The sequence below is a fragment of the Saccharothrix texasensis genome (genome assembly GCF_003752005.1).
Taxonomy (GTDB): domain Bacteria; phylum Actinomycetota; class Actinomycetes; order Mycobacteriales; family Pseudonocardiaceae; genus Actinosynnema; species Actinosynnema texasense.
The window spans coordinates 428,640-443,344 of sequence record NZ_RJKM01000001.1; the positions used below are offsets into that span (position 1 = coordinate 428,640).

Annotated in this window: 13 protein-coding genes; 3 read left to right on the top strand and 10 right to left on the bottom strand. The window is 73.7% G+C overall.

Going from position 1 to position 14,705, the window contains the following annotated elements:
• Nucleotides 1-67: 67 nt before the first annotated feature.
• From EDD40_RS41320 to EDD40_RS01710, 8 genes are all read right to left on the bottom strand, one after another.
• Complete coding sequence (locus EDD40_RS41320; protein ID WP_170184910.1) at nt 68-1,420, bottom strand: mannitol dehydrogenase family protein; 1,353 nt, start codon at nt 1,418-1,420, stop codon at nt 68-70.
• On the bottom strand, nt 1,417-2,835 hold the full coding sequence (locus EDD40_RS01680) for an MFS transporter (RefSeq protein ID WP_211348051.1): 1,419 nt from the start codon (nt 2,833-2,835) through the stop codon (nt 1,417-1,419). Before EDD40_RS01680 ends, EDD40_RS41320 begins: the two co-directional genes overlap by 4 nt.
• The gene (locus tag EDD40_RS01685; protein ID WP_170184911.1) at nt 2,832-3,851 is read right to left on the bottom strand and encodes an Ldh family oxidoreductase; all 1,020 of its coding nucleotides are present in this window, start codon (nt 3,849-3,851) and stop codon (nt 2,832-2,834) included. Before EDD40_RS01685 ends, EDD40_RS01680 begins: the two co-directional genes overlap by 4 nt.
• Before the next feature lie 92 nt (nt 3,852-3,943).
• Nucleotides 3,944-4,690 carry an IclR family transcriptional regulator gene (locus EDD40_RS01690; RefSeq protein WP_123741322.1) on the bottom strand — a complete coding sequence of 249 codons (747 nt, stop codon included), beginning with the start codon at nt 4,688-4,690 and terminating at the stop codon, nt 3,944-3,946.
• A gap of 58 nt (nt 4,691-4,748) precedes the next feature.
• Nucleotides 4,749-5,624 (bottom strand): TetR/AcrR family transcriptional regulator C-terminal domain-containing protein, encoded by an 876-nt coding sequence (locus tag EDD40_RS01695; RefSeq protein ID WP_123741323.1) that lies wholly within the window; start codon nt 5,622-5,624, stop codon nt 4,749-4,751.
• 19 nt (nt 5,625-5,643) lie between these two features.
• Complete coding sequence (locus EDD40_RS01700) at nt 5,644-6,903, bottom strand: carotenoid oxygenase family protein (protein ID WP_123741324.1); 1,260 nt, start codon at nt 6,901-6,903, stop codon at nt 5,644-5,646.
• Between the two features lie 190 nt (nt 6,904-7,093).
• Nucleotides 7,094-7,720 (bottom strand): LURP-one-related family protein, encoded by a 627-nt coding sequence (locus tag EDD40_RS01705; RefSeq protein ID WP_246037332.1) that lies wholly within the window; start codon nt 7,718-7,720, stop codon nt 7,094-7,096.
• A 70-nt stretch (nt 7,721-7,790) separates the two neighbouring features.
• A complete protein-coding gene (locus EDD40_RS01710) occupies nt 7,791-8,684 on the bottom strand; it encodes a trypsin-like serine peptidase (protein ID WP_123741326.1) in 894 nt (297 codons plus the stop codon).
• A gap of 236 nt (nt 8,685-8,920) precedes the next feature.
• Between EDD40_RS01710 and EDD40_RS01715 the strand changes: the two genes are divergently transcribed.
• Both EDD40_RS01715 and EDD40_RS01720 read left to right on the top strand, forming a co-directional pair.
• Complete coding sequence (locus EDD40_RS01715) at nt 8,921-10,069, top strand: serine/threonine-protein kinase (protein ID WP_170184912.1); 1,149 nt, start codon at nt 8,921-8,923, stop codon at nt 10,067-10,069.
• A gap of 102 nt (nt 10,070-10,171) precedes the next feature.
• Nucleotides 10,172-11,905: a serine/threonine-protein kinase gene (locus tag EDD40_RS01720; protein WP_123741328.1), complete on the top strand. Its 1,734-nt coding sequence runs from the start codon at nt 10,172-10,174 to the stop codon at nt 11,903-11,905.
• On the opposite strand, the gene EDD40_RS01725 is transcribed toward EDD40_RS01720, so the two are convergent.
• Nucleotides 11,889-13,187: an RNA polymerase sigma factor gene (locus tag EDD40_RS01725; protein WP_211348401.1), complete on the bottom strand. Its 1,299-nt coding sequence runs from the start codon at nt 13,185-13,187 to the stop codon at nt 11,889-11,891. The genes EDD40_RS01720 and EDD40_RS01725 overlap by 17 nt on opposite strands.
• Nucleotides 13,184-13,603, bottom strand: a complete 420-nt coding sequence (locus EDD40_RS01730; RefSeq protein ID WP_123741330.1) for a YciI family protein — start codon at nt 13,601-13,603, stop codon at nt 13,184-13,186. The genes EDD40_RS01725 and EDD40_RS01730 overlap by 4 nt, the downstream gene beginning before the upstream one ends.
• A 507-nt stretch (nt 13,604-14,110) precedes the next feature.
• Between EDD40_RS01730 and EDD40_RS01735 the strand changes: the two genes are divergently transcribed.
• A complete protein-coding gene (locus tag EDD40_RS01735; RefSeq protein WP_123741331.1) occupies nt 14,111-14,686 on the top strand; it encodes a helix-turn-helix domain-containing protein in 576 nt (191 codons plus the stop codon).
• Nucleotides 14,687-14,705 lie beyond the last annotated feature (19 nt).

Below are 14,705 nucleotides of genomic sequence, written 5' to 3' on the forward strand. Positions count from 1 at the left end.
GAGCCCGAACGGTCCGGTGCCGGCGCGGTGGCCTGCCGATCCCGGTGCCGCCGTCGCAGCGGTCCCGTCAGCTCCGCCCGATCCCGCGCAGGGTGGCGACCACCCCGTCCTGGTCGATCCGCCGCACCGCGTCGGCCAGCAGCGCGCGGAACGCGCGTGACCCGCGCAGCGGCAGCGGCAGGGTGAGCACCGGGAAGTCCTGCTGGTGCAGGAACCCGGCGACGGCCACGCCGATCAGGCGCGGCTCGACGCCCAGGACCAGCAGGTCGACGGCCGGGTCGAGCAGGCGTGGGGGCAGCTTGCGCAGCGCGTCGCCGGCGATCTGGTCCAGCCGGTGGGTGAGCCGCGGGTTGGCCAGCCGGGTGAGCAGCGCCTCGACCTCCCGCTCGTCCGGGCACCGGCCGAACCGGCGCAGCGACGGGCCGGTCTCGGCGCTGATCAGCCGTTCGGCGAAGCGCGCGAACTCGGGCCGGCCCAGGGCGTCGGCGGTGCTCGTGCAACCGGCCAGCAGGCCGAGGTGGGCCAGCGCCGAGTGCGTGCCGTTGACCAGCCGCAGCTTCGCCGCCTGGTGCGGCGCGATGTCCGGCACCAGCTCCGCGCCGACCGCGTCCCAGGCCGGTCGCCCGGCGGCGAAGTCGTCCTCCACCACCCACCGGCGGTGCGGTTCGCCCACCACCGCGGCCCGGTCCGCCAGACCGAGGGCCTCGGCCACGCGGGCGAAGTCGGCGTCCGTGGTGGCGGGCACGACCTGGTCCACGACGCTGGACGGGAACCGCACGTGCTCGTCGACCCACTCGGCGAGGTCGCCCTCGCCGCGCCGGGCGCAGAACTCGCCCACCAGGCGCGCGACCAGGCGGCCGTTGTCGGGCAGGTTGTCGCAGGAGACGACGGTGAGCCCACCGCCACCTCGGTCCCGGCGGCGGCGGAGACCGGCGACCAGCTGCCCGACCGGCGTGCGCGGCGGCCCGCCCGCGAGGTCGGCCGCCACGTCCGGGTCGTCGGCGCGCAACCGGCCGGTGACCGGGTCGTGCCGGTAGCCGGCCTCGGTGACGGTCAGCGTAACCACGCGGGTGTCCGGTTCGGACAGCACCGTCGCCAGCCGGTCCGGCTGCTCCGACGCCAGCAGCACCTCGCGCACGCTCCCGACCACGCGCAGCCGGTCGTCCGAGGCGCCGCGCTCGGTCACGGTGAACAGGTGGTCCTGCTCGACCAGCGCGTCGACCAGCCGCCCGTTGCGCTGCGCCACGGCGCAGATGCCCCACGGCCCGGGCGCCACGCGCATCGCCTCCTGGGTCAGCACCGCCTGGTGGGCCCGGTGGAACGCGCCCAGTCCGATGTGGACGATGCCGGTCGGGGCGCTCGGCAGGTCGGCCGCCAACCACCCGGGCAGCCGGGCCGCCGACAGGCGGGGCCGGGTCACCGCCGCGCCACCCCCGAGGTGTCGGCGGCGGCGATGTCGACGTCCCTGCCCTCCGCCGACAGCAGGAACGCCACGAACGACACGGCCGCCGTGCCGATCATCCACCACGCCACCGGCCAGCCCCGCCCGCCCGCCTGCGCGACCAGCGCGGCGGCCACCAGCGGCGAGAACCCGGCCAGGGCCGCGCCGATCTCGCGGGACGCGGCGAAGCCGGTGTAGCGGACTCGCGCGCCGAACAACTCGGCGTAGAACGCGGGCTGCACCGCGATCATCGGCGCCAGTCCGAACGCCGTCGCCACCACCAGCGCCAGCCAGATCAGCACCGGCTCGCGCGTGTCGAGCAGCAGGAAGAACGGGAACGCGAACGCCGCCGTGAACACCACGCCGACCAGGTTGAGCGGTCGTCGCCCGATCCGGTCGGACAACGCGCCGTACACGGGTTGCAGCACGATCACGACCACCCCGAACGCCACCACTCCGGTCAGCCCGACCCAGCGCGGCAGCGCCAACGACTTGGTGAGGTAGGCCAAGCTGTACGTGGCGTAGATGTAGACGACCGCGGTGTCGCAGACGTGCGCACCGATGCCGATCAGGAAGTTGCGCGGGTAGCGGCGCAGCGCGTCGGACACGGGCAGCGCCACCTCGGTCCGCTGCCGGGCCAGGCGCTGGAACACCGGCGACTCGGCGACCCGCAGCCGCACGTACAGCGCGACCGCGATCAGCGCGAAGCTGAACAGGAACGGGACGCGCCACGCCCAGTCCAGCACGCTCTGCCGGGGCAGCGTCTCGACCAGCAGGAACACCAGCGTGCCCGACAGCAGGCCGAGCTGCACGCCGGTCTGGGCGAACGACGTGAAGAACCCGCGCCGGTGCGCCGGCGCGTGCTCGGCCAGCAGCGTGGACGCGCCGCCGAACTCCGCGCCCGCGCCGAGGCCCTGGCACATCCGCAGCACGGTCAGCAGGATCGGCGCGGCGACGCCGATCGAGTCGTAGGTGGGCAGCAGGCCGATCAACCCGGTCGAGACGCCCATGACCAGGGTCGTGATCACCAGGGTCGAACGGCGGCCGATGCGGTCGCCGAGGTGGCCGAACACGAAGCCGCCCAGCGGCCGGACCGCGAAGCCGACGCCGAACGTCGCGAACCCCACGATCACGCCGGTCGCCGGGTCGCCGGTGACGAAGAACAGCTCGTTGAACACCAGCGTCACGGCGAAGCCGTAGATGAAGAAGTCGTACCACTCCAACGCGGTGCCGATCACGGACGCGCCGACGACCCGGCGCAACTGCCCGGCATCGGCAGGGTCGTCGCGCGCCACGTCGTGCCCGATCGAGTCGTGCTCGCCCGCGTCATGCCCGGTCGCGTCCTGCCCGGCCGCGGTGCGATCGGTGGCGGTGTGGTCGGCGGCTCCGGTCACGGCGTTCCCTCCTTCGCCTTCAGCAGGCCGTGCAGCTCGCGCCAGGTCTCCTCGGCCATCGGGATCCCGTCGCGCGACCGGGCGCGGCGGGTGCGGGCCTCCGGTTCGCCCGGCACCAGCACCTCGCCGCTGCCCTGGGCGGGCGGGGTGCCGACCAGCTCGCGGCAGAACAGCTCCGCCTGCTCGCGGAACCGCTCGACGGGGGTGAGCGAGCCGATGTCGACGGCCACCAGCACGGTGCCGAACCCGCCCCGGTACCCGGGGAGGCTGCCGATGCCCATGCCGGTGAGCAGACCACCCACCACCTCGATCAGCACGCTCAGGCCGTAGCCCTTGTGCCCGCCGAACGGCAGCAGCGCCCCGCCCGCGTAGAAGTCGCCCGGGTCGGTGGTCGGTCGGCCGTCCGGGTCGAGCACCAGGCCCTCGGGCACGCGTTCGCCGCGGTCGCGGGCCACCGCGAGCTTGCCCTCGGCCACGCCGGAGGTGGCCCAGTCGACCACGATCGGCGGGCGGTCCGCCGCCCGCGGCGCGGCCCAGGCCAGCGGGTTGGTGCCGAGCCGCCGTTCCCGGCCGCCGTAGGGCGCGACGGTGGCGTCGGCGTTGCCGAACGCGAGCGCGACCAGGTCGTGCTCGGCGAGGAAACCGACGTACTCGCCGAGCCGGCCGACGTGGTTGCAGTCCTGGATCACCGCGACCCCGCTGCCGTGCGTGCGGGTCAGGGCGCGCAGCTCGCGGGTGGCGACGCCGGCCGCGATCCGGCCGAGCGCCCGGTTGCCGCGGACCACGACCGTGCCGGGGCGCGGGTGGTCCACGTCGGGCCGGGCGCGCGGGTCGATCCGGCCGTCGCGGATGCGGGCCACGTAGTCGACCAGCCGGCGCACGCCGTGCGAGTCGTGGCCGGTCAGGTTCGACTCCACCAGCGAGCCGGCGACCGCCTTGGCGTCGACGAGGTTCGTCCCGGCGTCGAGCAGGATGCGGACCGCGAGCTTCCCGAGCTCGCTCGACGTGACTTTCATGCGTTCCGCCTGACGGAATGGGGTTCCATCGACATGCCACCACCATGACATGACTCGGCCACCTTGTGAAGCGGGTCACAGGGTGATTCGGTTCAGTCGGCGCCCAGCGCGCGCGAGACCTGGGCGGCGGCGCGCACCACCAACTGCGGCAGGTCCGCGGGCGCCTCGGCCAGGTCGACCAGGGACGCCGCCGACAACCCGCCGACCACCTCGCCGGTGTGGTCGACCACGGCCGCGCCGACCGCCCGAACGCCGGCCTCGTTCTCCTCGTGGTCCTCGGCGTAACCGCGTCCGCGGACCGCGGCCAGCTCGGCGAGCAGGGCCCGTTCGTCGGTGATGGTGCGGCGGGTGCGGGCGGGCAGGCCGGTGCGCCGGGCCAGCGCCCGCACCTCGTCGTCGGGCAGGGAGGCCAGGATCGCCTTGCCGATGGACGTGCAGTGCAGGCGCAGGCTCATGCCGACCCGGGAGGCCAGGTGGTAGGGCCGCGCGCCCTCCACCTTGGCCACGTACACGGCCTCGTCGCCGGACAGCAGCGCGAAGTGGACCGTCCACCCGGTCCGCTCCTGGAGGTCGCGCAGCGTCGGCCGGACGTGCTCGGCGACGTCGAGGCGCTGCAGGAACCGGCCGGCGAGGCTGAGGATGCGCGGGCCGCCGAGGTAGCCGCCGCGCCCGTCGGCCCGCGCGAAACCGCGCCGGACGAGGGTCTGAAGGATGCGGTGCACGGTGGGTTTGGGCAGGCCGGAGGCGTCGGCGATGTCGGCGATGCGCGAGTGGTCGGCGAGCGCTTCCAGGACGCTCAGCGTCTTCTCGGCCGCGGACAGCGGTGCGTCGCCACTCATGGGCCCAATGTAGGACAGGTTCGATCACCGCGACCCGATCCGGCGGGGCGGCGGCGGGTCAGCGGTGGATCTTGCGCGGCGTGAGGACCGCGGTCAGGCCGTCGAGGAGGCGTTCGAGGCCGAAGTCGAACAACGACTCGAGGTCGACGTCCGCGCCTGGTTCCGCGACCCGCGCGATCAGCGGGCCGTCGACGGCGAGCCGGGCCGTCATCCACTGCCTGCTGGTCATCCCGGTGTCCAGCTCCGCGCCGGCCTCGCTCTCGATGTTCAGCGCCGTGCCGCGCACGTGGTTGACCACCGCGGCGTAGACGTGCAGGCGGGTGCGCTGGTCCAACCCGAGGTCGTCGAGCGCCCGCAACGTCCACTCGGCGTACGCGAGCAGGCCCGGCAGCGTGGCCGGCCGGACGATCGACACCAGCCGCGGCAGCCAGGGGTGGCGTTGGTAGGCCGCCCACTGGAGCCGGGCGGCGACCCGCAGGTGGGACCGCCAGCCCGGCGGTGGCTGCGGGTACTCGATCTCCGCGAACGCGGCGTCGGCGATGAGCTGGGGGAGGTCGGCGTCGAGGTGCTCGCGCAGGGCCACGGTGGCGACGCCGAGCTTGGCCGCGACCGCCCGGGCGGACAGCGCGGCCAAGCCGTCGGCGTCGGCGATGCCCATGGCCACCCGGACGACGCGGTCGTGGTCGAGACCGCCGGTCGACCGCGACGGCAGCCTGCGCCGGGCCACGACGGCGCCGACGCGGGACGTCGACTCGATGGCGCCCGCCTGCTTGAGCGCGGCCAACGCCTTGGTCGCGGTGGCCATGGCGACGCCCCACTCGCGCATGATCGCCCTGGTCGTGGGCACCGGGTCACCGGGCCGCAGCTCGCCGTCGGCGATGCGCCGCTCGACGTCGGCGACGATCCGGAGGTACGGCGGCTGCGGGTCGGTCACGGTGTCATCGTGCCAGGGCTCAGCGGTCCGGCAGCCAGTTCCCGTGCAGGCCGAGCGGCACCCGGACCGGCAGGTGCACGCGGGCGACGGGGTCGCCGGTGAAGTCCTGGGCCGAGAGGATCACGAGGTCGCTCGCCCCGCGCGCGGGGTTGTGGACGTAGGTGAGCAGGTACCCGTCGTCCTCGCCGGGGCCCGCGGCGGCGAACACCGCCTCACCGACCGCCTCGTGCCTGCCGAACCCGCGCACCTCGGACGTGCCGCGGACGAAGTCGTGCTTCACGAGGGCGTTGGTGAAGGCGTCGTCGGACGGCGTGCCGTCGGGCGTGAACGGGATGCCGTACAGGGCGGTCGCGGCGGAGTAGCCGAACCGGTGCGGGCGGGTGGCGCGTGCTTCGTTGACGCGCGGGAAGTCCTGCGGCCGGTCGTCGAGGCGGCGCTGGTCGACCTGGCCGGCGGTGATCGTCCAGCGGTCCAGCGCCGGTCGGATCGCGCCGGGGTCGGCCGGGTCGAACGGACCTTCGGCCGTGACCACGTCGACCACGACCGAGTCGCCGTCGTCGTAGGCGTTGAGCGTGTGGCTGACGTGGACGGGGTCGACGTCGAGCCAGCGCACGTCGCCGCCGACCCGAGGCAGGACGCCGACCCGGGTCGGGTGCTCCGGGAGCCAGCGGCACTCGAACCCGTCGAAGCCGATCGGCGTGTCCCACAGGACCACGTGGTTCTCGGTGAGCGCGAAGTCGTGCATGAACGGCGTCCGGGCGAGGGGCACGGTGGTGGTCCGGACGACGCTCCCGCCGGCGTCGACCACGATGTGCTGGACGAACTCGCGGCCCGGCATGTACGACAGCGAGTGCAGTTCACCGGTGAGCGGGTCGTGCTTCGAGTGCGCGCCCGCCGTGAAGCCCTCCGCGGTCGCGCCGAGGTCGCACGCGCCGACGGTGTTCAGCTCCTCGTCGAGCTCGGCGGGCGGCAGTCCGCCCTCCGCCAGGGCGAACGTCCGCCGGGCGTGCTCGATCACGTGCACCATGGGTGCGAACCCCGGCGTGCGCACGAACCGGTTGCGGTACCACTCGGCCCGGCCGTCGCGCAGCCGCACGCCGTGGACCATGCCCTGGCCCATGCCCCACAGGTGCACGGCGGGGTCTTCGACGCCCAGCGGGTTGGGCCCGTTGCGCAGGTAGCGGCCGTCGAGCTCGGCCGGGATCCGCCCGGTGACGGGGAGGTCGTGCGCGGTGATCTCTTCGGTGACCGGGGCGAAAGGCCCCGCCAAGTACTTCATGCCCGAACCGTATGGCGGAGATCCGCGAATTCACGGCGGTGCGGGCGATCGCCCCGCTGTGCACTAGTGCAATGGCCGAGCGGACCGGGACGCGCCGCCCCCGCTGCCGGTGGCCGGCCCGTCCTCCCGGCCGATCGGCAGCGGGGGCGGCGCCCGCCCCGCCCGGACGCGTGCTGAGCTGCCGGAAGGGCTACCGGGACTGGAGGGCGTCCACGGCGACGGCCTGCGCGATCACGGCGCGGCGGTCGACGTAGGGGTCGGCGATCTGGATCAGGTAGTGGTCGCGGACCCACGTCTTCTTGTCCACGCTGAACACCGGCTGACCGTCGCGGGCGAAGTCGAAGTGGTAGCGGAACGGGAACGGGATGTTGTTGACCAGGGGCAGGAAGCCCCAGACGCGGCGCAGGACGGCGATGCCCGGGTTGCGCTCGCGGCCCGTGGTGGTCGGCGCGTTCGGCTGGTCGAGGTGCCAGGTCGAGTTGGTCAGCGACTTGCCGAAGTCCTTGCGGAACAGGGCGATCGGCTGCCCGGCGCCGTCGACCACGTCGTAGCCGCTGCCGAGGTCGATCACCTTGCGCGCCCGGAAACCCGCGAGCACCTGGCTCTTGGTCGAGTCGGTGTAGATGGTCACCTGCTCCTTGAAGGCCATCCGCTTCTGCTCGACGAACGCCACGAGCGGGCCGGGCTCCCCGCCGTTGTCGGCGAAGACCTCGTAGCGGTTCACCATCAAGGTGACCTTCTGGTGCATGTGCAGCACGTTCGTCGCCTGCGAGAGCATGGACGTCCCCCTGGGGTCGGTGAAACCGGAGTTTGTCACCCGACCGGATGAAGATCACCACAGGGGCCGGTGACGGGCCGGGCGCGTGGCCCGGCCCGCCGACCTCGGGTCAGGCGGCCTGCGCCTGGTTGTAGAGGTTCTGGGCGTCGGCGCCGAAGTACGGGCCGAACATCCAGTTCGGGAACAGGTTGATCTTGTAGCTGTTCACCGAGTTGACCGTGCCGGTCCCGGTCGCCTCGGAGAACGCGCGGAACCAGGGGCCACCGCTCGCGCCACCGGTCATGTTGCAGGTCATGCCGATGCCGTCGCTGATGAAGGCGTTGAACGTCCGGCTGCTGCAGTAGACGAGCTTCGTGCCGTCGTACGGCGCGGCGGCGGGGTAGCCGAAGGCGTAGGTGTTGTCGGCGCGCGGCAGGTTGAACGCGATGCCCTGAGCGCCGACGACGTCTGTGAGGGACTGGCCGTTCAACTGTCCGACGACGATGGCGCCGATGTCGTAGTTGATGTCCTCGCTCGCGTGCCACTGGGGCGTGGCGAAGGTGGCCCGTGCGGCCCACGTGCCGTACGGGGCGTTCCCGTTGTCGTAGGCCGGGACGAACGCGACGTTGGTGTGGTAGGCACCGTCCAGCTTCACGCAGTGCCCGGCCGTGACGACCGTGCTCTTGTTCGCGCTGGTGACGGCGTTGCCGCTGCACGAGGCGTTGCGGCCCTGGTAGGTGAAGAACACCCGGCCCGCGGTCCGCACGACGGCGCCGCCGCCGGTCCACGCGCTGCCGCCGTTGGGGAAGGCCAGCGGTGCGACGGTGGCGGGCTCGCCGGTCGGGACGGTGGAGCGCAGGGCGGAGGGGGTCGTGGTGCGGAGGTCGAGCGGGGCGGCGGAGCGCATCCGTTCCGGCGTCCAGTAGTCGCCGGGCGCGGCGGCGGACTGCGCCGCCGGGACGGTGATCGCCGACAGGGCCAGCGCGCTCACCAGGGTGACCAGTCGTTTCACGGCACGGTTCATGATCTTCCACCTTTCGTGGGTCGATCAACGGCAGGGACCGTGAGGTGAAAGTTACTCAGCGCAACGCCCCGGCGTTTCCGGCGAACGGGTGAGAACCGGGAGCGGACCTCGGGTTGCGGCGGGCGCGGACCACGAAGTCGGTGTGTTTGTGGTCCGCGGGGACGGGGCACCTGATGGTGTCCTGTGTCCCCCTGCACAAGGTGGTAGTGGTGTCGCTTCCCCGGAGTGGCGAGCTCTTGGCCGGTAGGTACGAGTTGGCCGGGACGCTGGGGATCGGCGGCATGGCCGAGGTGCGCCGGGGATGGGACACGGTGCTGCGGCGGGCCGTGGCGGTGAAGCTGTTCGACGCCACCGGGGACCCCGACGCGGGGCGGCGGTTCGACAACGAGGCGCGGACCCTCGCCCGGCTGTCGCACCCCGGGCTGGTCTCCGTGTACGACGCCGGCCACAGCGACGGCACCGCGTTCGTCGTGTTGCGGCTGGTCGAGGGCCGCACGCTGCGCGACCGGATCGCCGAGGGGCCGCTGTCGGTGCCCGAGGTGCGGGACCTGGGCGCCCGGCTGGCCGAGGCGCTGGCCTACGTGCACGAGCAGGGCGTGGTGCACCGGGACGTCAAGCCGTCGAACATCCTGCTCGACGACGACGGCACGCCCTACCTGGCCGACTTCGGGCTGGCGCACCTGGCCGACAGCACCCGGTTCACCCGCACCAACCAGATGGTGGGCACGGCCGCCTACCTCGCGCCGGAGCAGGTGCGCGGCAGCGAGGTGGGCCCGGCCGCCGACGTGTACTCGTTCGGGCTGGTGCTGCTGGAGTGCCTGACCGGTCGCCGCGAGTACCCGGGCGGTGACGTCGAGTCGGCCGTGGCCCGGCTGCACCGGCCGGCGGTGGTGCCCGACGACCTGCCCGACGACCTGGTGCGCCTGCTGTCGTTGACGACCTCGTTGTCGGTCCGCCGCCGACCGACCGCCCACCGCTGCGCGCACGTGCTGCGGGACCTGCCCGACGACGACCCGACCGCGGTGGCGGCCGTGCCGCGCCCACGTCGGCAGTTGACGGCGCTCGCCGCGTCGGCGGCCGGGCTGGTCGGTGCGCTCGGCATCGCCTGGGCGGTGTCGCCCGGTTCGTCCCCGGCCACGTCCGCGCCCGTGGAGTCCCCGGCGCGAGCGGTCGTCCAGGACACCGGCACGACGACGAACCAGCCGGTGGCCGACCTGGCCACGACGACACCGGCCGCCGCGCAACCTGTCGTCGAGCAACCGGTCGTCGAGGAGCGGCCGGTCGCCGGTGAGCAGCCCGCCGGTCCGCAGGCGAGACCCGTCGCGCCCGGTCAGAAGGACGGGAAGGGAAAACCGGCCGGCAAGGCCGGCAAGGGCAAGCCCTGAGCCTGCGTACCCCGCGAAACCAGGTCCGAGCACGTTCGTGGAACCCTTCGGCGTTGATCCGCGTCGGTCCTGCAGTGGCGGCGTGGCGGACCCGGGGGAGTCATGGCGGAGGAGTTCGGGCCTTATCGGGTCGGCGAGCTGTTGGGGCGCGGCGGCATGGGCGAGGTGCACCGGGCCCACGACACCGCGCACGACCGCGTGGTGGCGTTGAAGCGGCTCTCCGCCGTGCACAACGACGACGAGGACTTCCGCGCCCGGTTCCGGCGGGAGTCGCGGATCGCGGCCCGGCTGCGCGAGCCGCACGTCATCCCGATCCACGCCTACGGCGAGATCGACGGCCGGCTCTACCTGGACATGCGCCTGGTGGAGGGTCGTGACCTGGCGGAACTCGTCGCGGACGGCCCGCTCGACCCCGCGCGGTCCGTGCGGCTGGTCGCCCAGGTCGCGGGCGCGCTCGACGCCGCGCACGCGGACGGCCTGGTGCACCGCGACGTCAAGCCGTCGAACATCCTCGTCACGCCGGACGACTTCGTGTACCTGGTCGACTTCGGCATCGCCCGCAGCGTCCTGCCGGCCGGCACGCACCTGACCGCGTCCGGCGCGGTGATCGGGACCCTGGACTACCTGGCGCCCGAGCGGTTCGGCGACGGACAGGTGGACGGGCGCGCGGACGTCTACGCGCTGGCCTGCGTGCTGCACGCGTGCGTCACCGGCAACCGGCCGTTCGAGGTCGACAGCGCCGCCGCCCTGCTCTGGGCCCACCTGCAACAACCACCGCCCGCCGCCTCGGCCACCAACCCGGCCGTGCCCCGCGCGCTGGACGACGTGATCCGGCGCGGCATGGCCAAGGACCCGGCCGACCGCTACCCGACCGCCGGCGCACTGGCAGCGGCCGCCGCCGAAGCCCTCACCACCCCCGCCGGGCCGGACGCCGCCGGCCCGGTGCTCGGGCCACCCGCCGCCAACCGGGTCACGCGGGTGCCCTTCGCTGCCGGCCCGGCGTCGCCGCCCGCATCGCCCGCCCGAGCCGCGTCACCGCCGCGGACCCCGGCCCGGGGCAACCGCGTGCCGCTCACCGCACCGCCCCGCGGCGCGGTGCCGCTCAGCTCTTCCCCGGTGGTGGTCCCGGTCCAGCGGCCGGCCGGGCGCAAGGTGCCGGTCGCCCCGATCGTCGCCGGCGCGGTGGCGCTGGTGCTCGTGGCGGTGGTCGTGGTCTGGTCCCGGGACTGGACCGGCGGTGGCCGGCTCGCGGGTTCCGCCACCGTGACCACGACGTCCACCACGCTGTCCACCACGTCCAAGGCGGGCACACCGACGTCGTCCGCCACCCGGACCACGTCCACCACCGTCGACCACCAGGCGGTCACCCTGCTGGGCCGGCTCCCCTCCGCCTACCGGGACAACCCGACGTGCGCGCCCACCCCGTCGAGCGGGGGAGTCGCGGCGACCGTCACCTGCACCAAGGCGAACTCGGTGCACTTCCGCTTCCCGCCACCGGACCAGGCGGTGTTCCACCTGTTCACCGACCGCGCCGCGCAGGACGCCCACTTCAAGGCCGTGGTGGACGCCAACGGCATCCCGCGCGACGACAGCCAGGGCGGTTGCCGCCCCCTCACCCAGCCCGTGCACTACGCCCTGTACTACCGGTCCGAGAGCGGTCCCGTGCCCGGCGAGTACACGACCTGCTTCGTCGCCGACGGCGTCGGCCAGGTGTGGTGGGTCGACACCCGGACCTCGGTCACCGGCCAGCTGCGGTCCTCGACGGCGCTCGACCCGGACTCGCTCGACCAGCTCGGCTACTGGTGGAACTCGATGATCCTCACCCAGATGTCGTGAGGTCGTCGAGCTTGCGCTCCAAGACCGCCCGCTCCCGCTCGTTGCCGCACAACTCCACGGCCCGCGCCAGCTCGACCCGCGCCTCGTCCGCGCGTCCCAGCCGGCTGAGCAGCTCACCCCGCACGCTGGGCAGCAGGTAGGAGTTCGCCAGCGCGTCCGAGCCCGCCAACCCGTCCACGATCGGCAGCGCCGCGGCCGGTCCGCCGGCCATGGACACCGCCACCGCCCGGTTCAGGTCCACCACCGGTGACGGCGCCAGCCGGCCGAGCGCCTCGTACAGCAGCACGATCCGCTCCCAGTTCGTCTCCTCCACCGAGGGCGCGACGGCGTGGCACTCGGCGATGGCCGCTTGCAGGCCGTAAGCGCCGAGGCCCCGGCCGACCTTCTCGGCACGGGCCAGCGCGGCCCGCCCGCGCCGGATCGCGGCCCGGTCCCAGCGTCGGCGGTCCTGCTGGTCCAGCAGCACGGGCTCGCCGTCCGGCCGGGTGCGGGCGGGGAAGCGCGCCGCCGTCAGCTCCAGCAACGCCAGCAGGCCGAACACCTCGGGCTGGTCGGGCACCAACCGGCTCAGCACGCGGGCGAGCCGCTGCGCCTCGCCCGCGAGGTCGAACCGGATCAGGTCGTCGCCGGAGCTGGCCGTGGAGCCCTCGGTGAAGATCAGGTAGATCACGTTGAGCACCGAGTTGAGCCGCGCGGCCCGCTCCTCGGCCGTCGGCACCTCGAACGGCACGCCGGCCGCACCGAGGGTCTTCTTCGCCCTGGTGATCCTGGCCTGCGCGGTCGCGGTCGGCACGAGGCACGCCTTCGCGATCTCGTCGCTGGTCAGCCCGCCGACCACGCGCAACGTCAACGCCACCCGAGCCTCCCGCGACAGCACGGGGTGGCACGAGATGAACATCAGCGCCAGCACGTCGTCGTCGATCTGGTCCGGGTCCCACGGCACGTCGTCGGCCTCGGCGGGGCCGCCGCCCGACGTCGCGCCACCCTCGCCGAGGCCGTGCGCGAGGGTGGCGTACTTGGCGTCGAGGGCGGACCGGCGGCGGAACGCGTCGATCGCGCGCCGCCTGCCGACGGTGAGCAACCACCCCGCCGGGTTGTCCGGCACGCCGTCGCGCGGCCACGTCACGAGCGCCTCGGCCAGCGCCTCCTGGGCCAGGTCCTCGGCCAGCGCGAAATCGCCGGTGTAGCGCGCGAGCGCGCCGACGATCCGCGCCGACTCGATCCGCCAGACGGCGGCGACGGCCGCGCGACCCGTCGGATCGCCGGCCGTCGACGCGCTCAGAGCTGACCGGTGGCTTCCCGCCACGCCCGCTCCTTCTTGATCCACTCGTTGTCCTGCGGGAACTCGTCGATCGAGGTGACCCGGCGGATCTCGGTCTTGAAGCCCGCCCCGGAGATCGGGGACCGCTTGGCCCACTCGACGGCCTCCTCCTTCGACGCCACGTTGAGGATGTAGAAGCCGTTGAACAGCTCCTTCGTCTCGCCGTACGGGCCGTCGGTGACCACGGGCGGCTCGGAGGAGTAGTCGACCACCACGCCCTCTTCGGCCTCGGCGAGCCCTTCCGCGGCGACCAGCACGCCCGCCCGGATCAGCTCGTCGTTGAACTTGCCCACCGTCTCCAGGATCTCGTCGAAGTCGAACGCGCCCATCCGGGCGTAGGCCTCGTCGGTCGCGCGCATGATCAGCATGTACTTCATGGTTCCGTCTCCCTGGCCGTCGCACGGGCCCTCTCCCGGGCCCCGTCCCCCTGAGGTCGAACGGGCGCCGCCGTGGATCGACACACCCGCCGAACTTTTTTCCGAGAGAGCGCGGGCAGCCTACTTCGGCCACCGATCCACGCGCTCGCGCGACGCGCCCACGTGGCGAACAGGACCAGCGCGACCAGCGGGAACACCACCGCGACCACCACGAGCGCGGCGCCGGCGGGCGCGAACGAGGCGAGCGGCCAGTGCCGCACCCGCTCCTTGCCGCACGCGGGTGGCGGCGAGCACCGCCGGCGTGGTCGCGACCCCGTCGGCCTTGCCGCCGAGCAGCACCGGGCCGCCGAAGACCAGGGCGTAGGCGGTGATCACCCGGGTGAGCCCGGTGGCGGAGAAGCCGAGGTCGGCCCGATCCCGGGCAACGCGCCGACGACACCTGGACCGACCTTGGGTCGCGGGTCGCCGGAGTGGCAATCAACCTTGCCGGTTCGGCAAGCTGCGGGGATGGACGACGACCTGGACCGCGTGCTGACCGCCGTGGGGCCGAGGCTGCGGGCGCTGCGCCGGGCCCGCGGTGTCACCCTCGCCGACCTGGCCGAGGCCACCGGCATCTCGGCGAGCACCCTGTCACGGCTGGAGAGCGGCCGGCGGCGGCCGAACCTGGAGCTGCTGCTGCCGCTGGCGCGGGCGCACGGCGTGCCGCTCGACGAGCTGGTCGGCGCACCGCCCACCGGCGATCCGCGCGTCCACTTCCGACCGGTCCGCCGGCACGGCATGACGTTCCTGGCGTTGAGCCGCCGACCGGGCGGCACGCAGGCGTTCAAGATGATCATTCCGGGTGCCCTGCACGACGTCGTGCCCGAGCCGAAGACCCACGAAGGCCACGAGTGGCTCTACGTCCTCGACGGACGGCTGCGACTCGTGCTGGGGGAGCAGGACATCGTGCTCACGCCCGGTGAAGCGGCCGAGTTCGACACCCGGGTCCCGCACTGGCTCGGCGCCGCCGACCCCGGCCCCGTCGAGGTGCTGATCCTGTTCGGCCCGCAAGGCGAACGCGCCCACGTGAAGGCCCGGACCTGACTCCTCGGAGGAGGCACGC

Coding starts and splice junctions, on each gene's coding strand:
- EDD40_RS01685 (WP_170184911.1), bottom strand. CDS start 3,851: ATGAAAGTCACGTCGAGCGAGCTCGGGAAGCTCGCGGTCCGCATCCTG.
- EDD40_RS01690 (WP_123741322.1), bottom strand. CDS start 4,690: ATGAGTGGCGACGCACCGCTGTCCGCGGCCGAGAAGACGCTGAGCGTC.
- EDD40_RS01700 (WP_123741324.1), bottom strand. CDS start 6,903: ATGAAGTACTTGGCGGGGCCTTTCGCCCCGGTCACCGAAGAGATCACC.
- EDD40_RS01710 (WP_123741326.1), bottom strand. CDS start 8,684: ATGAACCGTGCCGTGAAACGACTGGTCACCCTGGTGAGCGCGCTGGCC.
- EDD40_RS01720 (WP_123741328.1), top strand. CDS start 10,172: ATGGCGGAGGAGTTCGGGCCTTATCGGGTCGGCGAGCTGTTGGGGCGC.
- EDD40_RS01730 (WP_123741330.1), bottom strand. CDS start 13,603: ATGAAGTACATGCTGATCATGCGCGCGACCGACGAGGCCTACGCCCGG.
- EDD40_RS01735 (WP_123741331.1), top strand. CDS start 14,111: ATGGACGACGACCTGGACCGCGTGCTGACCGCCGTGGGGCCGAGGCTG.